Raw genomic sequence first — 21,901 nt, 5'->3', positions numbered from 1 at the left:
CCGCGAGGACCGCATGAACGTACTGACGGACAACTTCTCGACCTACGGCGCCGGTTTCCTCGGAACGGTCCGGCTCACCGTCTACGCCTCCCTGCTGGCCCTCGCGCTGGGCTTCGTGACGGCGTCCTTCCGGGTCGCGCCCGTCGGCGCGCTGCGCGCGTTCGGCACGGTGTGGGTCACGGTCCTGCGCAACACCCCGCTCACCCTGCTCTTCTTCGCGGTGCTGCTCGGGCTGCCGCGGTTCGGACTCGTGCTGCCCTTCGACGTGTTCGCGGTCCTCGCCCTCGGCTGCTACACCTCGGCGTTCGTCTGCGAGGCGCTGCGCTCCGGCATCAACACCGTGCCCAAGGGGCAGGGCGAGGCGGCCCGCAGCCTCGGCATGACGTTCGGGCAGACGCTGAGCCTGGTCGTGCTGCCGCAGGCCTTCCGGGCGGTGATCCCGCCGATCGGCTCCACGCTCATCGCGCTCGCCAAGAACTCCGCGATCGCGGGCGCCTTCAGCGTCACCGAACTGCTCGGCACCTACAAGACCATCAACGAACTCGGCTACAACATCATCTGGACCTTCGTCTGGATCGCCGTCGGCTACCTGATCGTCACGCTCGCCATCAGCGCGCTGTTCCATGTGCTGGAGCGGACCTGGGGAGTCGCCCGGTGACCGGTGCCACCGCCCTCTACGACGTCCCCGGACCACGCACCCGGCAGCGGCACCGCGTCTACGGCGTCCTCGCCACCGCCGTCATCCTCGGCCTGGTCGCCTGGATCCTGTATCTCCTCGTCGACACCGGCCAGTTCACCACCACCAAGTGGACGCCCTTCGCGTACAAGGGGATCCAGGAGCTGTTGCTGCGCGGCCTCGGCAACACGCTGAAGGCCTTCGCGATCGCCGCCCTCCTCTCCCTCGCCCTCGGCGGGCTGCTGGCCGTCGGGCGGTTGTCGGACCACCGGCCGGTGCGGTGGGCGGCCGCGCTCGTCGTGGAGTTCTTCCGCGCCATGCCCGTACTCGTGATGATCTTCTTCATCTTCGTGGCGCTGAAGGTCCAGCCGCTGCCCGCGCTCGTCGCAGGACTCACCCTGTACAACGGCTCGGTGCTCGCCGAGGTCCTCCGCTCCGGTGTGAACGCCGTCGAACGCGGCCAGCGGGAGGCCGCGTTCGCGCTCGGCATGCGTAAGACCCAGGTCATGGCGCACGTCCTTCTCCCGCAGGCGGTGCGCGCCATGCTGCCCGCCGTCATCAGCCAGTTGGTGGTCGCCCTGAAGGACACCTCGCTCGGCTATCTCGTCACCTACGAGGAGTTCCTCCATGCCGGGAAGCTCATCGCCTCCAACCTCGACTACGATTTGCCGTTCATCCCTGTGGTGATGGTGATCTCGCCGATCTACATCGGGATGTGCATGCTGCTCTCGTGGTGCGCCGGCCGGGTGTCCCGCCGTGAGCAGCGCAGCCCCAGGACCGAGGCCGTGGCGGTCGCCGCGGCCGGCCCTGGGGCGCCGCTGCCGGGTGGGGAGCCCCCCATGGCCCCGAAACCCTAGGGGGACGGCAGTTCACGGGCCAGGCTCGTCCGGCGGCAGCCGGAGATCACTGCTCGCGCACGGGGACGGACACGTACGACGGGTCGTCCGAGGGCGAGGAGAAGGTCAGCTGCGCGCCGGACGGGTTGTGCTCGATGTACAGCGGGTCGACCGTGTCGACGACCAGCGCGAGGCGGTGCCCGGCGGGAACGTCGTAGGCCGTGGAGAACAGGTCCAGGTCGACGTCGAACGGCTCGCCGGGCGTCCGTCCGTGCCAGGTGTACGGCGCGTTCGTGACCAGCTTGCCGACACCCAGCGGCCCCACGTCGTACAGGTAGGCGATGAGGGTGCCGCTCTCCGCGGTCGGGGTGAGCGTGGTGTGCAGGGTGGCCGTGCCGCGCACCTGCTGCGCGCCGGCGTACCGCTCCGACTGCCACACCGCCGCCCAGCGGCGCGGCAGCAGCGGGATCGAGGCCATCGGCGGCAGCTGGGCGATCTGGTCGAGGATGCTGGAGAGGAAGACGATCCCGCCGTCCGCGCCGGAGTCGACGTTCGCGTGGATGGTGCTGGAGCCCGTGAGCGCGAACTTCCTCCGCGCCGCCTCGACCGACTTCCAGTCCGGGTAGCCCTCGTACCCCCCCGCGCTACGGGACTTCAGCTGGACCGGCTGTTCATGGTCGATGCCGTTGTCGGCTCCCTTGAGATAGTGGTCGAACCAGCGCCCGGTGTCCGTCCACACGTCGTTGGGCAGTCCGAACAGGCCCGGCAGCTCGGCGGTCGCGTGGTCGCCGGGCCGCAGTTCGAGCCGCTTGGGCCCGGTCAGCTTCTCGTAGAACCGTGCGTACTGGTTCACCGGGAAGACCGTGTCGCCCCAGGCGTTGGCGAGCATCACGGCCGCGCCGTTGCTGTTCAGCTGGTCGACGTAGGTCGCGGCGGAACGCTTCCGCCCCCAGTCGATCATCTGCTGTTCCTTCGACAGGTTCGAGGAGTACAGGTTGTCGAAGATCTCCCTCAGTTCCGGGCTCTCGCGGCCGGTGAGGGTGGCCGTGCCGTCCAGGACGGCGGCGGCCTGCACATGCTGGGTGCGGCCCGAGTAGATGGAGTCGATCAGGTCCGCCCAGCCGCTGAGCGCGGCCACGGCCTTGATGCGCTTGTCGTGCGCGGCGGCGAGCAGACTGATCCCGGCGCCGTACGACACCCCTGCCATGCCCACGTGCCGCGGGTCGGCCGGCGTGTGCGCGAGGGCCCAGTCGATGACCTTGGAGGCGTCCGCTACGTCCGGCGGACCGGCCACTTCTATCTGCCCGCCGGACTGCCAGAACCCGCGCACGTTGTAGGTGAGCACCACATAGCCGGCGTCGGCGAGCTTCTGTGCCTGGGCGAGGTACTCGACCTGCGGGAAGGACCAGCTCGTGGGCAGTACGAGCAGCGGGTAGCGGCGTGAGCCGTCGGCGCCGGCGGGCGTGACGACGTTCCCCTTCAGTACGGTGCCGCCGTCACCCGTGATGTCCACGAAGCGCACGGACGGGGCGGCGGCCTCGGCGGCGGGCGCCAGGCCGACGACGGTGCCGGCGATCAGCGCCGCCGAGACCGCTCCGGCGGTGGCGCCGCGCAGCGTGGTGCGACCGTGTCCCATGGGTCACTCCTTCACTAGTCAACAGTGCAAAGTGACCCGACGGTAACCTCGTTCCCTTACCGTAAGTAACCCGTCGGTAAGTTACGTGCCAGTAAAGAATGTTGAGACATCACTCGCCGACGGCGGCGGCCGGTTCGGGAAGGGGCGTCCGCGCCGCCCGCGTCACGTCCGCCACCAGTTCGACCACGTCGGGGCCGTACGCCTGGGAGTTGACCACCTTCAGCAGCAGGACGAAGGAACCGGTGCCGTACTTGCGGTGCAACCGCTCGTGGTGGCGGGCGAGATACCGGGTCGCGGCCTGGTTGGTGATGGCGCGCTGGCCGCAGAAGAGGAACACCGGGCGGGACTCCGCCCGGCCGTCCGCGCTGAGCCGGGCGAGCAGGACGTACTCGCACCGCCCGCGCTCCATGCGGTACTCCTCCCCGCCGATCCGCAGGGCGCCGAGCTCCGGACCGGCGTCGGTCTCCACGTTCATGCGCGCGCCCGGCAGCAGCGAGGAGAGATGAGCCGCCATCCGGCGGTTCGAGTACGGACCGCCGACGCAGAACTCCGTGCGCTCGCCGAAGCCCTGCTGGATGGCGTCGTGCGCCACCACCTGGACGTGCGCGTTGCAGTCCTTGATGAGCGCGGAGAGCTCCAGCAGGGCGAACACGTCGTACCGCTTCACCGACAACTCCGGCCCGCCCGCGGTGTGGTTGACCACCAGCAGCGACTCCGAGTGGTCCGGCATCCCGAAGAACACCTGTTTGCGGCGCAGTTTGCGCCGCCACAGGTACGTTCTGGCGAGCCAGCCGAGGGAGGCCGAGATCCCGGTCGCCACCAGCCCCAGGACGATGTTGCGTACGTCGTCGTTCATGGCCGCGCATGGTAGCGGGCCCGGGCCAAGGCCACGTACCCGTGTTCGACGCGCGGCGTTCGTGCGGCAGGGCGCGCAGGCGTACTGTCGGTACTGGACCGATCTGGTTACGCTGCGCGGACTGTCCCGACGGGAGGTACGCATGGGTCGCCCAGCTACGCGGAAACTGGCGGTTCTGGCGGTCTCGGCCGCAATGGTGTCGGTGGGGGCGGCGGCGCCGCCCGCCCCGGCGACGGCCCGTACGGGCGGCAAGGTTCCCGTGGCCGTCGGCTACGGCGGTGCCGTGGCCAGCGTCGACGCGGACGCCTCCGCCGCCGGCATCGAGGTGCTCAGACACGGCGGCAACGCGGTCGACGCGGCCGTCGCCACCGCCGCGGCGCTCGGTGTCACCGAGCCCTACTCCGCCGGCGTCGGCGGAGGCGGCTACTTCGTCTACTACGACGCCAAGACGCGCACCGTGCACACCATCGACGGCCGCGAGACGGCGCCGCTCAGCGCCGACTCCGACCTGTTCACGGAGAACGGCAAGCCGCTCGCGTTCGCCGACGCCGTCAGCAGCGGCCTGAGCGTCGGTACCCCGGGCACCCCCGCCACCTGGCAGGAGGCGCTGGACGAGTGGGGCAGCGACAGGCTCGCCACCGTCCTCAGGCCGGCCGAGCGGATCGCCCGGGACGGCTTCACGGTGGACGACACCTTCCGCGCGCAGACCGCGTCCAACGAGGCCCGGTTCCGCTACTTCCCCGACACCGCCAGGCTGTTCCTGCCGGACGGACAGCTCCCCGTCGTCGGCTCCACCCTGAAGAACCCCGAACTCGCCCGCACCTACGAGGAACTGGGCCGCAGGGGCGTCGGCGCGATCTACCGCGGGGACATCGGCGACGACATCGTCAAGACGGTCGAACACCCGCCCGTGGACCCCGCCTCCGGCTGGAACGCCCGCCCCGGCAAGCTCGCCGAGAAGGACCTCGCCGTCTACCGCGCCAAGCCCCAGGCGCCCACCAGGACGTCGTACCGCGGTCTGAACGTGTACTCCATCGCACCCTCCTCCTCGGGCGGCACGACGGTCGGCGAGGCGCTCAACATCCTGGAGAACACCGACCTGTCGAAGGCCGGCGAGGTGCAGTACCTGCACCACTACATCGAGGCGAGCCGGATCGCCTTCGCCGACCGCGGGCGCTGGGTCGGCGACCCCGCCTTCGAGGACGTACCGACGAAACAGCTGCTGTCGCAGCGGTACGCCGACTCCCGCGCCTGCCTGATCAAGGACGACGCGGTCCTCACCAGCCCGCTGGCCCCCGGCGACCCGCGCGACCCCGCGGCCTGCGCACCGGGCGGCACGGCGGCCCCGACGACGTACGAGGGCGAGAACACCACGCATCTGACCGTGGCCGACAAGTGGGGCAACGTCGTCGCCTACACGCTCACCATCGAGCAGACCGGCGGCAGCGGCATGACCGTGCCCGGCCGGGGCTTCCTGCTCAACAACGAGCTCACCGACTTCTCCTTCGTCCCGGCGAACCCGGCGGTGCACGACCCGAACCTGCCCGGCCCGGGCAAGCGGCCCCGCTCGTCGATCTCCCCCACGATCGTGCTGGACGGGCACAACAGGCCGGTGGTGGCGCTCGGTTCACCCGGGGGCGCGTCCATCATCACGACCGTGCTGCAGACCCTGACAGAGTTCCTCGACCGGCGTCTGCCGCTGGTCGACGCCATCGCCGCACCCCGCGCCAGCCAGCGCAACGCGGCCAGGACGGAACTCGAACCGGCCCTCTACAACAGCGACACGAGGAAGCAGCTGGAGGCCATCGGGCACTCCTTCTCACTCAACCCGGAGATCGGCGCGGCCACCGGCGTGCAACGGCTGCCGGACGGGAAGTGGCTGGCCGCCGCCGAGAAGGTACGGCGCGGCGGCGGCTCGGCGATGGTGGTGGACCCGGCGCCGTAGGGCCCGCCGAAGACGCTTCACAGCTCCGGTGCGGGCGGGCGGGCTTCCTCGGTACGGAAGTCCAGCCGCCCGTCCCGGGTGCCCACCGTCACCCGGCTGCCCTCGGAGATCGTGCCGTTCAGCAGCAGCCGGGACAGCTGGTTGTCCACCTCCCGCTGGATGGTGCGGCGCAGCGGCCGGGCACCGTACTCCGGCTGGTAGCCGCGCTCGGCGAGCCAGTCGACGGCCTCGGGCGTGAACTCGACCGCGACGCCCTGCCCGTCCAGCAGCCGCCGGGTGCCCTCCAGCAACAGGTCCGTGATCTGCCGCAGTTGCTCACCGGTCAGCTGGCGGAAGACCACGATCTCGTCGATGCGGTTGAGGAACTCCGGCCGGAAGTGCTCGCGCAGCGGACGCAGGATCTGCTCGCGGCGCGCCTCCTCGTCCGCCTGCGCACCACCCGGCCCGAACCCGATCCCGGCACCGCGCCGGGTGATCGCCTCGGAGCCGAGGTTGCTCGTCATCACGATGACCGTGTGGGTGAAGTCCACCGTCCGGCCCTGCGAGTCGGTCAGCCGGCCGTCGTCCAGGACCTGGAGCAGGATGTTGAAGACGTCCGGGTGCGCCTTCTCCACCTCGTCGAGCAGGAGCAGCGAGTACGGGTGCCGGCGCACCACCTCGGTGAGCTGCCCGGCCTCCTCGTGCCCGACGTATCCGGGCGGGGCGCCGACCAGCCGGGAGACGGTGTGCCGCTCCTGGTACTCGCTCATGTCCAGGCGGACCATGCGGTCCTCGCTGCCGAACAGCGCGTCGGCGAGCGCCCGGGCCAGCTCGGTCTTGCCGACACCGGTCGGGCCGAGGAAGAGGAAGCTGCCGATCGGGCGGTGGGGGCTCGCGAGCCCCGCGCGGGAGCGCAGCACGGCCTCGGAGACCACGCCGACGGCCTCCTCCTGGCCGACGACCCGCCGGTGCAGATGCTCCTCCAGGCCGAGCAGCCGTTCCTTCTCCTCCTGGGTGAGGCGGCTGACCGGGATGCCGGTCCGCCGGGACACCACCTCGGCGACGGCCTCCGCCGTCACCTCCAGATCGAGCCCCTCGTCGGCCTTGTCGTCGCCGCTCGCCTCGGCGATCCGCTGCTTCAGCTCGCCGATCCGGTCGCGCAGCTGCTTGGCCTGCTCGTAGTCCTCGTCGGCGACGGCCTGGTCCTTGTCCCGGACCAGCTGCTCGGCCTCCCGCTCCATCGCGCGCACGTCCGTGCCCTTGGTCCGCGCGCCGAGCCGTACCCGGGCGCCGGCCTGGTCGATCAGGTCGATCGCCTTGTCCGGCAGCCGCCGGTCGGTGAGGTAGCGGTCCGACAGCTCCACGGCGGCCAGCAGCGCCTCGTCGGTGTAGCGGACCTGGTGGTGGGCCTCGTACCGGTCGCGCAGCCCGCGCAGGATCTCGATGGTGTCCTCGACCGTCGGTTCCGGCACCAGGACCGGCTGGAAGCGGCGGGCCAGCGCCGCGTCCTTCTCGATCCGGCGGAACTCCTCCAGCGTGGTCGCGCCCACGATGTGCAGCTCGCCCCGGGCGAGGGCGGGCTTGAGGATGTTGCCGGCGTCCATCGCGCCGCCCTCGCCGCCGGAACCCGCACCGACGACGGTGTGCAGCTCGTCGATGAACACGATCAGCCGGTCGGAGTGGGCGCGGATCTCCTCCACGATGTTGTTCAGGCGCTCCTCGAAGTCGCCCCGGTAACGGGTGCCGGCCACGACCCCGGTGAGGTCCAGGGCGACGACCCGGCGGCCCGCCAGCACGTCCGGGACGTCCCCGTCCGCGATGCGCTGCGCGAGGCCTTCGACGATGGCCGTCTTGCCCACGCCGGCGTCGCCGATGAGCACCGGGTTGTTCTTGCCGCGCCGCGACAGCACCTCGATGGTCTGCTCGATCTCGGCGTCCCGGCCGATCACCGGGTCGATCCGGTCCTGCCGGGCCAGGTCGGTCATGTCACGGCCGTACTTGTCCAGCGTGGGCGTGCCGGTGGCGCGCTGCCGTTCCGGGCGCGTCTGGGTGGTCTCCGGGGCCTCGGCCGGCAGCGAGCCGGCCGAGAACCGGGCCGCGTGCAGGATGTGGCCGGCCGCCGAGTCCGGGTTGGCGGCCAGCGCGCTCAGCACGTGCTCGGGGCCGATGTACCCGGCGCCGCTCGCCCGCGCCATGTCGTGCGCGTCCAGCAGGGCGCGCTTGACGGCCGGGGTGAGCGACAGCGAGGTCGGCGGCGGCACCTCGCCGGGCGGGTGCTGCACCGGACCGGCCCGGTCGTCGATCTCCGTCGCGAGCGAGTCCGGGTCCGCGCCCGCCCGGCTCAGCAGGCTCCGGGTGGGCTCGGCCGCCACCGCCGCGCGCAGCAGGTGCTGGGTGTCCAGATCCCGGCTGCCGTGCTCGGCGGCGTACACGGCGGCCCCTCTGACCAGCTCGCGAGCCGGCTGGCTGAGCAGGCGGCCGATGTCGATGTGGCGGGGCCCTTGCGCTCCGCTCGGGGGGCCGCCGAAGAAGCGGGCCATGAATTCACCGAAGGGGTCAGGAGGGTAGCCGTTGGTCATCGCATGGTTCCTTCGCTGACGGCATGCGGAGCGGCCGGGTAACCCGGGGGCGGGTTGCTCATGCCCACCTTGTCACGATCCGTGGGGGTGGGCATGTTCGCCTACGGGCGAGGCGCTGGTGCGCGGCCTGCGGGCGCCTGCCTCGCCGTGAGGATCCGGGGACCGGAGTGCGTGACGGCCACGGTGTGCTCGACGTGGGCCGCGCGGGAGCCGTCGCTCGTGCGCAGGGTCCAGCCGTCGCCGGCCTCGTAGTAGGCGTCCTTGCCGCCGGCGATGAGCATCGGCTCGATCGCGAGGACCATGCCGGGGCGCAGCGGCAGTCCGCGCCCCGGACGGCCCTCGTTGGGGACGTCGGGCTCCTCGTGCATACGACGGCCCACGCCGTGGCCGCCGAAGCCCTGCGGGATGCCGTAGCCGGCCGTACGGCACACCCGGCCGACGGCGTGGGCGATGTCGCCGACGCGGTTGCCGGCGACGGCCGCCTCGATGCCCGCCGCCAGGGCGCGCTCGGCCGTCTCGATCAGCCGGAGGTCCGCCGGACGCGGGCGGCCCACCGTGAAGCTCAGCGCGGAGTCGCCGGCCCAGCCGTCCAGCTCCGCGCCGCAGTCCACGGAGAGCAGGTCGCCGTCACGCAGCCGGTACCGGGTGGGGATGCCGTGCACGATCGCGTCGTTCACGGAGGCGCAGATCACCGCCGGGTAGGGGGTCGTGGCGAAGGAGGGGCGGTAGCCGAGGAACGGCGACGAGGCCCCGGCCTCGCGCAGCACCTCCCGTGCCACCTCGTCCAGCTCCAGCAGCGAGACGCCGACGTCCGCGGCCTGCCGTACCGCCGTCAGGGCCCGCCCGACGACCTGGCCCGCCGCGTGCATCGCGTCGATCGATGTGTCCGTCTTCAGTTCCACCATGCCAATTACTATACCGGTATTTAAATGGGGGCGAGGGAGGGGGCGGTATTAGAATGGGTGCATGGTGCGCACCCCCCTCACCCCCGAAGAGCGCGAACGCGGCGAGCGGCTCGGGCAGTTGCTGCGCGAGGCGCGCGGCGGCCGGAGCATGGCCGAGGTCGCCGCGCGGGCGGGCGTCTCCGCCGAGACGCTCCGCAAGATCGAGACGGGCCGGGCGCCGACGCCCGCGTTCTTCACCGTGGCGGCGCTCGCCCAGGTCCTCGGGCTGTCGATGGACGAGCTGGTCGCGCTGTGTGTGCCCGCGCCCGTGTGAGGTGCCGGCTCCGCGCAACGGCCCCCGGCCCGCGATGAGGCGCCCGCGCACTGCCGGAAAACTCTGTGTAGCAGTGCCGTAACACGACTGGTGTTGCCTGCCCGATGGAAGTGCCGGCGGTCGGGCGGGAGCTGAGCGATGGCGGTGGATCGACTCCCCGGTGGGGAGCGGGAGTTCGCGAGCTACCTGGACGGCCTGCTGGCGCGCCTGGAGCCGGGCGGTGGCTGGAGCGGGGTCTTCTGGCAGCGCGACCCCGACGGCATGCGGGCCTGCCTGGACGGCAGCGAGGTGCCGCCGTGGGACGTCGTGGAGGCGCTGCTGGCGGACCTCGCCGCGGGGTACGGTCCCGCCGCCGCGGCGGCCGAGCGGGAGCGCGCCCGCGCCCTGCACCGGGCCGCGCTCACGGCGTACGACGCCCGGCCCGGCGCGCGGGACACCCTGGCCGACCGCCTCGACGTCATGCTCCGCGAGCAGCGCTACGCCGTCGAACGCCAGGCCGCGCTGACTCGCCTGCTGTCCGCCCCGGCCTCCGCCGATGAGGCCGACTCCCTGCGCCTCGACCTCGCCTGGGCCCGGGACGACCACGCCCGCGCCACCGCGAGGTGCGCGGAACTCCGGGGACGCTTGGCGGAGCTGGCCCGCCGGGAGGCGGGCCCCCCGGCCGTGCCCCCGAAGACGCCACCCCGCAGACCCCTCGACGGGGCCCAGCGGGACGGGGCCGGGCGTTTTGAGGGGGTGGCCCGGGATGCCGCCGGGCCTCTTGGCGGGGTCGAGCGGGATGTGGCCGGGCCTGTCCGGGACGCCGCCCGGCGCCCGTCCGAGTCCGCCCCCGCCTCCGCGCGTACCGAGCCCCCTGTCCGCTGCGAGGCCGGCTCGGAGTCCTGGGCCGCCGGTCCCGCCTCCGACGCCGCTGGTCGTGCCGCCGCGTCCGCCTTCGACGAGGGCTTCCGATCGGCTGCCTCCATGGCGGGTCCTCCTGCTGCGGCCCAGCGGTCCCCGTTCGCCGATGCGGCTGCCGGGGGCCGGTCCTCGTATCCGGTCGCGTCCGGTGCCGGTGAGGAGTCCGACGTCTTCGGCCTCACGGCGGGTCCTCCTGCTGCGGTCCAGCGGTCCCCGTTCGCCGATGCGGCTGCCGGGGGCCGGTCCTCGTATCCGGTCGTGTCCGGCGCGGGTGAGGACTCCGGCCCCGTCGGCTACGCCGCGGGCGCGCCCGCCCCGGCGCGGCCCTTCCCGCTGACGGACGCCGCCGCCCCCGCCTTGTCCGCGCAGGTGCCCACGGACGCCGCCGCCCCCGGCCTGTCCGCGCAGGTGCCCACGGACGCCCCTGACATCGGCCCGTCCGCCCAGAGGGCCGTTCAGGCCCCCTCGGCGGACGGCCTCGCGCCGCCTGTGGTGGGCCCAGGGGAGGCCGGGCCCCGGGCAGGGGGGTCTTCGGCGTCGGCCAAGCCGCGCAGGCGGCGTCGTGGCGGTGCACGGTTCGCCGGGATGGCGGAGGACGGGGACCTCGTGCAGCAGGTGCCGTCCGTCATGCCGGAGGCGCCCGCGCGTGGGGCCCGGTTCGCCGGGGGTGCGGAGGCCGTCGAGGCGGAGCCGGACGGTGGCGGGACGGTGGACGCGGCGGCGGGGGCGGCCGTCGCCGGGGTCGTGGAGCGGCTGGCGCGGTTGCGGGCCGAGGGTCGCAGCGGGGAGGCGCACGTACTGCTGACCGAGGCCGCGCAGTGGCCGGCCGGCCGGTTCCCGCCGCTGGCGGACGCGCTGGACCGCGCCGGGCTCGGTGCCGACTGGGTGACGCTGCTGTGGGAGGCCGCCTCGCTGCCCGCGGAGCGGCTGGTCGCCGTCTCCGACGCGCTGACCGCCGTCGGCCGGGACGCCGACGGGCGGCAGCTGCTGCGGCAGGGTGTGGCCCGTCCGCCGGAGCAGATCGGCGCGGCCGTGCTGCGGCTGGAGGAGGAGGGCCGCCAGCGGGAGGCGGGAGCCTTGCTGGACGCGTGCGTACGGGTCCGTACCGCCGAGGAGGCCGCCCGCAGCGCCGCCCCCGTCCCCCACCGGCTCGTCCCGCTGCTCCTCCGTGCCGCGCGGGCCGTCTCCGACGAGCGGTACTGGGACCTCGTGCACGCACTGCGGGTGGCCGGGCACACCACGTGACCGGCGCCCAGGGAGGAATGCCCCTGTCTGCCCCGCTTCACCCCTGCGGGCGGTCGTGGTGCTCACCCACAGGAGTGTGAAACGTGATCAACTCCGCGGGTTGGTGACGATGGTCTTGGCAAGGGCCTCCAGGAGGCTTACTTTCGTCCCTCTACGGCCTGCTCTACGGGCGTAGAGGCTCTGACGGTCGCGTCGAAGGAGCAGCTCATGACCAACGTCGTACGAGCCGCACTGGTCCAGGCCACCTGGACCGGCGACACCGAGTCCATGGTGGCCAAACACGAGGAGCACGCCCGCGAGGCGGCCCGCGCGGGCGCGAGGATCATCGGGTTCCAGGAAGTCTTCAACTCGCCCTACTTCTGCCAGGTTCAGGAACCGGAGCACTACCGCTGGGCCGAGCCGGTGCCCGACGGGCCGACGGTCCGCCGGATGCGGGACCTCGCCAGGGAGACCGGCATGGTCGTCGTCGTCCCGGTCTTCGAGGTCGAGCGGTCCGGTTTCTACTACAACACCGCCGCCGTGATCGACGCCGACGGCAGCTACCTCGGCAAGTACCGCAAGCACCACATCCCGCAGGTCAAGGGCTTCTGGGAGAAGTACTACTTCAAGCCCGGCAACCTCGGCTGGCCCGTCTTCGACACCGCCGTGGGCAAGGTCGGCGTCTACATCTGCTACGACCGGCACTTCCCGGAAGGCTGGCGGCAACTCGGCCTGAACGGCGCCCAGTTGGTCTACAACCCCTCCGCCACCCACCGCGGCCTCTCGGCTCACCTGTGGCAGCTGGAGCAGCCCGCGGCGGCCGTCGCCAACGAGTACTTCGTCGCCGCCATCAACCGGGTGGGGCAGGAGGAGTACGGCGACAACGACTTCTACGGGACCAGTTACTTCGTCGATCCGCGCGGGCAGTTCGTCGGCGAGGCCGCGAGCGACAAGTCCGAGGAACTCCTCGTCCGCGACCTCGATTTCGGCCTCATCGACGAAGTGCGGCAGCAGTGGGCCTTCTACCGCGACCGCCGCCCCGACGCCTACGAAGGGCTGGTGCAGCCGTGAACGACCTCTACTCCCGCCACCGCCAGGTCCTCCCCGACTGGCTCGCCCTGTACTACGACGAGCCGATCGAGATCACCCACGGCGAGGGCCGCCACGTCTGGGACTCCGCCGGCAACAAGTACCTGGACTTCTTCGGCGGCATCCTGACGACGATGACCGCCCACGCGCTGCCCGAGGTGACCAAGGCGGTCAGCGAACAGGCCGGGCGGATCATCCACTCCTCGACGCTGTACCTGAACCGGCCGATGGTCGACCTGGCCGAGCGCATCGCCCAGCTCAGCGGCATCCCGGACGCCCGGGTCTTCTTCACCACCTCCGGCACCGAGGCCAACGACACCGCGCTGCTGCTCGCCACGACCCACCGGCGCAGCAACACGGTCCTGGCGATGCGCAACAGCTACCACGGCCGCTCCTTCAGCACGGTCGGCATCACCGGCAACCGCGGCTGGTCGCCGACCTCGCTGTCGCCGCTGCAGACCCTGTACGTCCACGGCGGCGTCCGCACCCGGGGACCGTACGCCGAGCTGGACGACCGGGCGTTCATCGACGCGTGCGTCGCCGACCTGAAGGACATCCTGGGGCACACCCGGCCGCCCGCCGCGCTGATCGCCGAACCCATCCAGGGCGTCGGCGGCTTCACCTCCCCGCCCGACGGCCTCTACGCCGCCTTCCGCGAGGTCCTGGACGAGCAGGGCGTCCTGTGGATCGCCGACGAGGTGCAGACCGGCTGGGGCCGTACCGGCGAGCACTTCTGGGGCTGGCAGGCGCACGCCCGCAGCGGCCCGCCGGACATCGTCACCTTCGCCAAGGGCGTCGGCAACGGAAGCTCGATCGGCGGGGTGATCGCCCGCGCCGAGATCATGAACTGCCTGGACGCCAACAGCATCTCCACCTTCGGCGGCACCCAGCTCACCATGGCGGCCGGGCTGGCGAACCTGACGTATCTGCTGGAGCACGACCTGCAGGGCAACGCCCGCCGGGTCGGCGGCCTGCTCATCGAGCGGCTGCGTGCCGTCGCCGCCCAGCTGCCCGGCGTGCGCGAGGTGCGCGGGCGCGGCCTGATGATCGGTGTCGAACTGGTCAGGCCCGGCACCGACGAGGCCGACCCGCGGGCGGCCGCCGCCGTACTGGAGGCGGCCCGCGAGGGCGGCCTGCTCATCGGCAAGGGAGGCGGGCACAACACCAGCGCCCTGCGCATCGCCCCACCGCTGTCGCTCACCGTCGCGGAGGCGGAGGAGGGCGCGGCGATCCTGGAACGGGCGCTCAGGAGCACGTACTAGAGAACGGGTGTACGGCCATGACGACCACCTGGGAATCCCGGCACGTCCCTGCCCCGGAACCCGCCCTCTCCGTCCGCCAGGTGCTCACCCTGGAGCGGGTGCTCGCCGGGGAGCCGGAGGTGGTGGCCGGGGCCGGGCAGCTCGACCGGCCGGTGCGCTGGGTGCACGTCGCCGAGGCCGCCGACGTCGGCGTGATGCTCAGCGGCGGCGAGATGGTGCTCACCACCGGCGTGCTCCTGGCCGGCGACGAGGCCAAGCAGGCCGAGTACATCCAGTCGCTGCACCGGGCGGAGGCCGCCGCCGTCGTACTCGGCCTCGGACGGGCCTTCCCGGCGCCGCCCGAGGTGATGCGCCGGGCCGCCGAACGGTGCGGACTGCCGATGGTCGTCCTGCACCGGCCCTTCCCCTTCGCCGAGCTGACCGAGGAGGTCCAGTGCCGGCTGGTGCGGCGCAAGTTCGCCGCCGTCAGCCTCTCGGAGGCCGTACGCACCGAACTCACCGCCCTGATCACGGCCGGTGCTCCGCTGCAGCGCCTGCTCGACGAGGTCGCCCGGCACAGCGGCTGCCCGGTCGTGGTCACCAACCTCGCCCACCGCGTCCTCGCCACGGCGGGGGAGCGGTCCGCGGTGGACGACGTGCTGCGCGACTGGGAGCGGGTCGCCCGGCAGGCCGGCGCGGGCGCGGGCGGCGGCTGGATCAGCGCCGAACTGGGCGGACGAGGGGAGCGCTGGGGCCGGCTGCTGCTGTGCGGCTACCGGGGCGAGACGGCCACCGGGCGACTGCTCGCCGACCGCGCCGCCGAGGCACTGGTCCTGCACCGCATGCTCGGCGGCGGCTCCGCGCACTCCTGGGAGGAGGAGTCCGCACAGAGCCTGCTGACCGACCTGGTCTCCGGTGTCGTACCGGCCTGCCGGCTGCTGCCCAGGGCACGCGCGGCCGGGCTGCCGGTCAACCGGCGCACCTTCGTCCCGCTGGTCGTCCTGGACCGCACGGCGGCCGAACTGGACCGTGTGCTGCGCCTGCTGGGCCTGTCCGGGCTGGCCGCCGAACTGGCCGACGGCGCGGCCGCCGTGCTGCTCAGCCTCGCCCGTGACCAGGACGCCGAGGTCCTCACCGCCCACTTCGCGGCCCGGCTCAGCGCCGGGTCACAGGCCGTGGTCGCCGCCGCCGGCCCCCGCACCGCCTGGGACGACGTGCCCGCCGGACTGCGCGAGGCCCGGCATGTCGCCGACGCCGTCGCCGACTCCTCGGCCGCCCTCGCCCTGCCGGCCGTCGTACGCCTCAAGGACGTACACCTGCGCGGTCTGATCCGCCTGCTGCGCGACGACCCGCAGGTGCAGTCCTTCGCCGAGCGGGAGCTGGACGGGCTGCTCGGCGACACCGAGCCGGAGTTGCTGAACGTCCTGCGGACCTATCTGGCGACCGGCCGCAACAAGTCCCGCACCGCCCAGCTCCACCATGTCTCCCGGCCCGCCCTCTACCGCCGCCTGGAGGCCATACAGGGCCGCCTCGGTGTCGACCTGGACGACTTCGAACAGGCGGCCTCCGTGCACATCGCGCTCCTCGCGCATGATGCGCAACAGGGGTGAAACATGCGACGACCTGCGAAAACGGCGGTGAAACATGGGACTGCGCAGACGTGACACGGTGGCACGCCGCACGCCCGCAGACGTGACACGCTGCCCATCGAACGCTCCCCGCGGGCTTTCTAGGCTCACGGCACACCGAGCTACCGGAGGTCCCGATGAGCCGAGTGATCCGTGCCGCCCTCTTCCAGACCGCCTGGACCGGCGACAAGGAATCCATGATCCAGGTGCACGAGCAGGCGGCCCGCGACGCCGCCGCGCAGGGCGCCCAGGTCCTCTGCTTCCAGGAGCTGTTCTACGGCCCCTACTTCTGCCAGGTCCAGGACAAGGCCTTCTACGAGTACGCCGAGCGGATCCCCGAGGGTCCGACCGTCCGGCGCTTCCAGGCACTCGCCCGCGAGCTGGGCATCGTCCTGGTCCTGCCGATGTACGAGGAGGAGCAGCCGGGAGTCCTCTACAACACCGCGGCCGTGATCGACGCGGACGGCTCCTACCTCGGCAAGTACCGCAAGACCCACATCCCCCAGGTGCGGGGGTTCTGGGAGAAGTTCTACTTCCGTCCGGGCAACAGCGGCTGGCCCGTCTTCGACACGGCCGTCGGCCGGATCGGCGTCTACATCTGCTACGACCGCCACTTCCCGGAGGGCTGGCGGGCGCTGGGCCTCGCCGGTGCCGAGATCGTGTTCAACCCGTCGGCCACCTCGCGCGGCCTGTCCCGCTACCTGTGGCAGCTGGAGCAGCCCGCGGCGGCCGTGGCCAACGAGTACTTCGTCGGCGCGATCAACCGGGTCGGTGTGGAGGACCTGGGCGACAACGACTTCTACGGCACGACCTACTTCGTGGACCCCGAGGCCCAGTTCGTCGGCGAGGTGGCGAGCGACAAGGAGACCGAACTGGTGGTCCGCGACCTGGACCTGGCGAAACTCCGCGAGGTCCGCGACCGCTGGCAGTTCTACCGGGACCGGGCGCCGGGGGCCTACGAGCCTTTGACGGCGCCGTGAGCAGCGCCCCGTAGGGGGCGCGGGACCGCGCCCGATATGCGGCTGCCGCCGCGTGGGCGCGCTCAGCCACAGACAACCGCACGCGACCAACGAAGGAGTGGGCCCCATGACTGGTCGTACCGTCATCCGCGGAGGCCTGGTCATCACCGCATCCGACGAGATCCACGCCGACGTCCTGATCGAGGACGGCCGCGTCGCCGCCCTCGCCGCGTCGGGCACCCCCGCCGCCGGGGCGTTCACCGCCGAGCGGGCCATCGACGCCACCGGGAAGTACGTCATCCCGGGCGGTGTCGACGCCCACACCCACATGGAGCTGCCGTTCGGCGGCACCTTCGCCTCCGACACCTTCGAGACCGGCACCCGGGCCGCGGCCTGGGGCGGTACGACGACGATCGTCGACTTCGCCGTGCAGAGCGTCGGCCACACCCTGCGCGAGGGCCTGGACACCTGGCACGCCAAGGCCGAGGGCAACTGCGCGATCGACTACGCCTTCCACATGATCGTCTCCGATGTGAACCAGGAGACGCTCAAGGAGATGGATCTCCTCGTGGAGGAAGGCGTGACCTCGTTCAAGCAGTTCATGGCCTACCCGGGCGTCTTCTACTCGGACGACGGGCAGATCCTGCGCGCCATGCAGCGCTCCGCCGAGAACGGCGGGCTGATCATGATGCACGCCGAGAACGGCATCGCCATCGACGTCCTGGTCGAGCAGGCGCTCGCCCGGGGCGAGACCGACCCCCGCTACCACGGCGAGGTCCGCAAGGCGCTGCTGGAGGCCGAGGCCACGCACCGCGCCATCCGGCTCGCGCAGGTCGCCGGCGCCCCGCTGTACGTCGTGCACGTCTCGGCCATGGAGGCGGTGGCCGAGCTGGCGCGGGCACGCGACGAGGGACTGAACGTCTTCGGCGAGACCTGCCCGCAGTACCTGTTCCTGTCGACCGACAACCTCGCCGAGCCGGACTTCGAGGGTTCGAAGTACGTGTGCAGCACGCCCCTGCGGCCGAAGGAGCACCAGGCCAGGCTGTGGCAGGGGCTGCGGACGAACGACCTGCAGGTCGTCTCCACCGACCACTGCCCCTTCTGCTTCGTGGGCCAGAAGGAGCTCGGCCGGGGGGACTTCTCGAAGATCCCCAACGGCCTTCCCGGCGTCGAGAACCGCATGGACCTGCTCCACCAGGCCGTCGTCGACGGGCACATCTCCCGCCGCCGCTGGATCGAGATCGCCTGCGCCACCCCCGCCCGCATGTTCGGCATGTACCCGAAGAAGGGCACCATCGCCCCGGGTGCCGACGCCGACATCGTCATCTACGACCCGCACGCCGAGCAGGTCATGTCGGCCGGGACGCACCACATGAACGTCGACTACTCGGCCTATGAGGGCAAGCGCGTCACCGGCCGGGTCGAGACCGTGCTCTCACGCGGCGAGGCGGTCATCACCGAGCGCGAGTACACCGGGCATGCCGGCCACGGCGTCTTCACCCCGCGCTCCACCTGTCAGTACCTCAACTAGGAGTGGCGCCCATGGACTTCGGACTCGTCCTGCAGACCGACCCGCCCGCCTCCCGCGTCGTCAGCCTGATGAAGCGGGCCGAGCGCAACGGGTTCACGTACGGCTGGACGTTCGACTCCGCCGTGCTCTGGCAGGAGCCGTTCGTGATCTACAGCCAGATCCTCGCGAACACCACGAAGCTGACGGTCGGCCCGATGGTCACCAACCCGGGCACCCGCACCTGGGAGGTCACCGCCTCCACCTTCGCCACCCTCAACGACATGTTCGGCAACCGCACCGTCTGCGGCATCGGCCGCGGCGACTCGGCGATGCGGGTCGCGGGCCGCAAACCGAACACGCTCGCCCGGATCAGCGAGGCCATGAAGGTCATCCGCGCCCTCGGCCGGGGCGAGGAGGCCGACCTCGGCGGCACGGTGATCAGGTTCCCGTGGATCAAGCCGGGCGCCGAACTCCCCGTCTGGATGGCCGCGTACGGGCCCAAGGCGCTGAAGATGACCGGCGAGGAGGCCGACGGGTTCATTCTCCAGCTGTCGGACCTGTACCTGACCGAGTACATGGTGAAGGCGGTCAAGGACGCGGCGGTCGCGGCGGGGCGCGACCCCTCGGAGGTGACGATCTGCGTGGCGGCGCCCGCGTACGTCACCGAGGACGACTCGCCCGAGGCCCTCGCCCACGCCCGCGAACAGTGCCGCTGGTTCGGCGGCATGGTCGGCAACCACGTCGCCGACCTGGTCGCCAAGTACGGCGAACACTCCGCCCAGGTCCCCGACGCGCTCACCGACTACATCAAGGCACGGCAGGGCTACGACTACGCCCACCACGGACGCAGCGGCAACCCCGACACCCAGTTCGTGCCGGACGAGATCGTCGACCGGTTCTGCGTCATCGGGCCGCCCGAGGCACACATCGAGAAACTGAACGCGCTCCGCGCGCTGGGCGTCGACCAGTTCGCGGTGTACGACATGCACGACGCGCAGGAGGCCACCATCGACGCGTACGGCGCGACGGTGATCCCGGCCGTCAACTCCTGACCCCCCCGTCCGAGTTCGAGTCCCCCACCTCCTGGTCACCCCTCCCCGCTGCCGAAGGGGAGGGGCTGGTGCCCGCACGGCCTCTCCCGTCCCACCTCGTTTGATTGGCCTGCCCATGACCGACACCGCTCCCCCCGCCATACCGCCGTCCGCCCAGGTCACCCTCCCCGACGGCCGGGTGACGATCGCCCCCGGTGCGCCCCAGCCCAGCGGCCCCTACGCCAACGCGGACCTGCTGCCGGTCCCGGCCGAGAAGCGCACCTGGACCACGTACAACTTCTCGGCGCTCTGGGTCGGCATGGCCCACAACACGGCCTCCTGGACGCTGGCCTCCGGCCTGATCGCCGTCGGCATGGACTGGAAGCAGGCGGTGTTCACCATCGCCCTGGCCAACCTGGTCGTGCTGGTGCCGATGCTGCTGACCGGGCACGCCGGCCCCAAGTACGGCATCCCCTTCCCGGTCTTCGCGCGCGCCTCCTTCGGTGTGCGCGGCGCCAATCTGCCTGCGGTCGTACGGGCGTTGGTGGCGTGCGGCTGGTTCGGCATCCAGACCTGGATCGGCGGCGAGGCCATCTACTTCCTCGCCGGGAAGCTGATCGGCGGCAGCTGGTCGAACGCGGCGCACGTCGGCGGTTACGCCTGGACCATGTGGCTGTCGTTCGCGCTGTTCTGGGCGATCCAGGTCGCGATCATCCACCGGGGCATGGACACCATCCGCCGCTTCGAGAACTGGGCGGCGCCCTTCGTGCTCGTCGGCGCGTTCGTGATGCTGTGGTGGATGAGCGGCAAGGCCGGTGGCGTCGGCCCGCTGTTCGACCAGCCGTCGAAGCTGGGCTGGGGCGCACACTTCTGGAAGCTGTTCTGGCCGTCCCTGATGGGCATGATCGGCTTCTGGTCGACCCTGTCGCTGAACATCCCGGACTTCACCCGCTACGGGCGGAGCCAGAAGGCCCAGACCTGGGGCCAGGCCCTCGGCCTGCCGACCACGATGACCCTGTTCGCGTTCCTGTCCGTCCTGGTCACCTCCGGCTCGCAGGCGGTGTACGGCAAGCCGGTCTGGGATCCGGTACAGCTGGCGGCGAAGACGGACAACGTGGTGGGCCTGCTCTACGCCCTCGTCACGGTGCTGGTGGCCACCCTCTCGGTGAACATCGCGGCCAACCTGGTCTCCCCGGCGTTCGACTTCTCCAACGTGGCGCCGAGAAAGGTGAGTTTCCGCACCGGAGCGCTCATCACCGCCGTCCTCGCGGTCCTCATCTTCCCCTGGAAGCTGTACTCCGACCCGCAGGGCTACATCTTCACCTGGCTGGGCCTGGTCGGCGGCCTGCTCGGCACGGTGGCCGGGATCCTCGTCGCCGACTACTGGCTCCTGCGCCGCACCCGCCTGGACCTCGCCGACCTCTACCGCGCCGGCGGCCGGTACTGGTACGCGGCCGGCTGGAACTGGCGGGCGGTCGCCGCCTTCCTGGCGGGCGGTGTCCTCGCCGTCGGCGGTGCCAGCTTCAAGCCTCTGATCGACGGCCGCCCCATTCCCGCCCTGTCCGCCCTCGCCGACTACGGCTGGGCGGTGGGCCTGGGCACGTCCCTGGTCCTGTACCTGACCCTCACCCTGCTGACGGGCCGCGGGCGGACCACGCCCTAGCCGATCCGCGGGGGCGGGTGCTCAGCCGGCCTGCGACCGCCCGCCCCCGAGCGCGCCGACCGCGGCCCGCGCCGCCTGGATGGCCCCCTTGTTGATCTCGTCCGCACCGGGCGCCTTCTTCGTCTCGAAGTCGCTGCCGTTGTAGGTGACGACCACCACGGCGTTGGACACCCGGACCAGCACCACACCCTCCCGGGTCTGCTGCTTGTCCTCGGTGGTCAGGTTCACCACGGAGTAGGCGCCGTCCCCGAGCCCCGGCACCGTCCCGCCGCCGCTCTTCTGGCTCACCCGCTGCTGGTACTCCTGCTGCGCCTCCTGCTCCGACGAGCTGATCTCGAACGACACGTCGAGCCAGCGGTAGTCGTAGCCCTGCAGCGCGTTCCAGGAGCAGGTGCGGCGCAGTGTGGTGTCCGTCGACGGGATCTCCTTGCCCGTCGTCTTCGCCCCGGGCACCAGGGACTTGACGATCGCCGCCGGCACGCTGGTGCAGGGGGAGGGGGCCGCGGAGTACGCCTTCGCGCTCGCGCCGCCCGGCGAGTCGGACGAACCGGATGAACCGGACGATGAGCCGGAGGGGGCGGACTGGGTGGACGTCTTCTGGGCCGCCTGGTGCCCGGCCTCCGCCGGCGGCGCGGCCGGGCCGGACGTCAGCGCCCAGCCGGCACAGGCGAGAACGGCGACCGGCGAGATCCGCGCGGTGAGGGCGAGCGGCAGAGGAAGAGAACGCACGGCGCACTTCTCGTGGGGGAGGGGGCGGGGCGGGATACGGAGGGGTCCGCGGGGGTGGACGGGGGACGACAGTGTCACACGACTCCCTGTGGGGCGGAAGTGAAAACTCGCAGCGTGCCCGCGCGGTCACGACAGCACGCTCACGACGTCCCGCTCTGCCCGTTATGCGGCTCCAGTCGTCGGCGGGCGCCCAGTTCACCGG

The 21,901-nt window shown here is 71.9% G+C and carries 17 protein-coding genes; 12 read left to right on the top strand and 5 right to left on the bottom strand.

Annotation, left to right across the window (positions count from 1 at the left end):
- Positions 1–13 precede the first annotated feature (13 nt).
- Complete coding sequence (locus tag IE244_RS09300) at positions 14–658, top strand: amino acid ABC transporter permease (RefSeq protein WP_191872397.1); 645 nt, start codon at positions 14–16, stop codon at positions 656–658.
- Positions 655–1,533, top strand: a complete 879-nt coding sequence (locus IE244_RS09295; protein ID WP_191872395.1) for an amino acid ABC transporter permease — start codon at positions 655–657, stop codon at positions 1,531–1,533. Before IE244_RS09300 ends, IE244_RS09295 begins: the two co-directional genes overlap by 4 nt.
- A 46-nt stretch (positions 1,534–1,579) precedes the next feature.
- On the opposite strand, the gene IE244_RS09290 is transcribed toward IE244_RS09295, so the two are convergent.
- Both IE244_RS09290 and IE244_RS09285 read right to left on the bottom strand, forming a co-directional pair.
- Entirely contained in the window at positions 1,580–3,148 is a 1,569-nt protein-coding gene (locus tag IE244_RS09290) for a CocE/NonD family hydrolase (RefSeq protein ID WP_191872393.1), read from the bottom strand.
- A 109-nt stretch (positions 3,149–3,257) separates the two neighbouring features.
- Positions 3,258–4,004 (bottom strand): hypothetical protein, encoded by a 747-nt coding sequence (locus tag IE244_RS09285; RefSeq protein WP_191872391.1) that lies wholly within the window; start codon positions 4,002–4,004, stop codon positions 3,258–3,260.
- A 142-nt stretch (positions 4,005–4,146) separates the two neighbouring features.
- On the opposite strand from IE244_RS09285, the gene ggt reads away from it, so the two are divergent.
- On the top strand, positions 4,147–5,949 hold the full coding sequence (ggt, locus tag IE244_RS09280; protein ID WP_191872389.1) for a gamma-glutamyltransferase: 1,803 nt from the start codon (positions 4,147–4,149) through the stop codon (positions 5,947–5,949).
- A gap of 17 nt (positions 5,950–5,966) precedes the next feature.
- Here ggt and IE244_RS09275 read toward each other — a convergent pair whose 3' ends face one another.
- Positions 5,967–8,507 (bottom strand): ATP-dependent Clp protease ATP-binding subunit, encoded by a 2,541-nt coding sequence (locus IE244_RS09275; protein ID WP_191872387.1) that lies wholly within the window; start codon positions 8,505–8,507, stop codon positions 5,967–5,969.
- A 101-nt stretch (positions 8,508–8,608) separates the two neighbouring features.
- Positions 8,609–9,412 (bottom strand): type I methionyl aminopeptidase, encoded by an 804-nt coding sequence (gene map, locus IE244_RS09270; protein ID WP_191872385.1) that lies wholly within the window; start codon positions 9,410–9,412, stop codon positions 8,609–8,611.
- A gap of 61 nt (positions 9,413–9,473) precedes the next feature.
- Between map and IE244_RS09265 the strand changes: the two genes are divergently transcribed.
- The 9 genes from IE244_RS09265 to IE244_RS09225 all read left to right on the top strand — a co-directional run bounded on the left by IE244_RS09265 (position 9,474) and on the right by IE244_RS09225 (position 20,970).
- Positions 9,474–9,725 carry a helix-turn-helix domain-containing protein gene (locus IE244_RS09265; RefSeq protein WP_191872383.1) on the top strand — a complete coding sequence of 84 codons (252 nt, stop codon included), beginning with the start codon at positions 9,474–9,476 and terminating at the stop codon, positions 9,723–9,725.
- A 138-nt stretch (positions 9,726–9,863) separates the two neighbouring features.
- Complete coding sequence (locus tag IE244_RS09260) at positions 9,864–11,870, top strand: hypothetical protein (RefSeq protein WP_191872381.1); 2,007 nt, start codon at positions 9,864–9,866, stop codon at positions 11,868–11,870.
- A gap of 207 nt (positions 11,871–12,077) precedes the next feature.
- Entirely contained in the window at positions 12,078–12,920 is an 843-nt protein-coding gene (locus IE244_RS09255) for a nitrilase-related carbon-nitrogen hydrolase (RefSeq protein WP_191872379.1), read from the top strand.
- Entirely contained in the window at positions 12,917–14,200 is a 1,284-nt protein-coding gene (locus tag IE244_RS09250; protein ID WP_191872377.1) for an aspartate aminotransferase family protein, read from the top strand. The genes IE244_RS09255 and IE244_RS09250 overlap by 4 nt, the downstream gene beginning before the upstream one ends.
- Before the next feature lie 17 nt (positions 14,201–14,217).
- Positions 14,218–15,789, top strand: coding sequence for a PucR family transcriptional regulator (locus tag IE244_RS09245; RefSeq protein ID WP_191872375.1), 1,572 nt, complete (start codon positions 14,218–14,220; stop codon positions 15,787–15,789).
- Positions 15,790–15,944: 155 nt separating this feature from the next.
- Positions 15,945–16,787, top strand: coding sequence for a nitrilase-related carbon-nitrogen hydrolase (locus IE244_RS09240; RefSeq protein ID WP_191872372.1), 843 nt, complete (start codon positions 15,945–15,947; stop codon positions 16,785–16,787).
- 106 nt (positions 16,788–16,893) lie between these two features.
- Positions 16,894–18,297 carry a dihydropyrimidinase gene (gene hydA / locus IE244_RS09235; RefSeq protein WP_191872370.1) on the top strand — a complete coding sequence of 468 codons (1,404 nt, stop codon included), beginning with the start codon at positions 16,894–16,896 and terminating at the stop codon, positions 18,295–18,297.
- 11 nt (positions 18,298–18,308) lie between these two features.
- Entirely contained in the window at positions 18,309–19,328 is a 1,020-nt protein-coding gene (locus IE244_RS09230) for a TIGR03842 family LLM class F420-dependent oxidoreductase (RefSeq protein ID WP_191872368.1), read from the top strand.
- Positions 19,329–19,443: 115 nt separating this feature from the next.
- Entirely contained in the window at positions 19,444–20,970 is a 1,527-nt protein-coding gene (locus IE244_RS09225) for an NCS1 family nucleobase:cation symporter-1 (protein WP_191872366.1), read from the top strand.
- A gap of 21 nt (positions 20,971–20,991) precedes the next feature.
- On the opposite strand, the gene IE244_RS09220 is transcribed toward IE244_RS09225, so the two are convergent.
- Entirely contained in the window at positions 20,992–21,699 is a 708-nt protein-coding gene (locus IE244_RS09220) for a hypothetical protein (protein WP_191872364.1), read from the bottom strand.
- Between the last annotated feature and the right edge of the window lie 202 nt (positions 21,700–21,901).

It is taken from the genome of Streptomyces filipinensis (assembly GCF_014649495.1).
Lineage (GTDB): Bacteria > Actinomycetota > Actinomycetes > Streptomycetales > Streptomycetaceae > Streptomyces > Streptomyces filipinensis.
The sequence above is the reverse complement of the archived record's forward strand: the minus strand, read 5'-3'. Positions and strand labels throughout refer to the sequence as shown.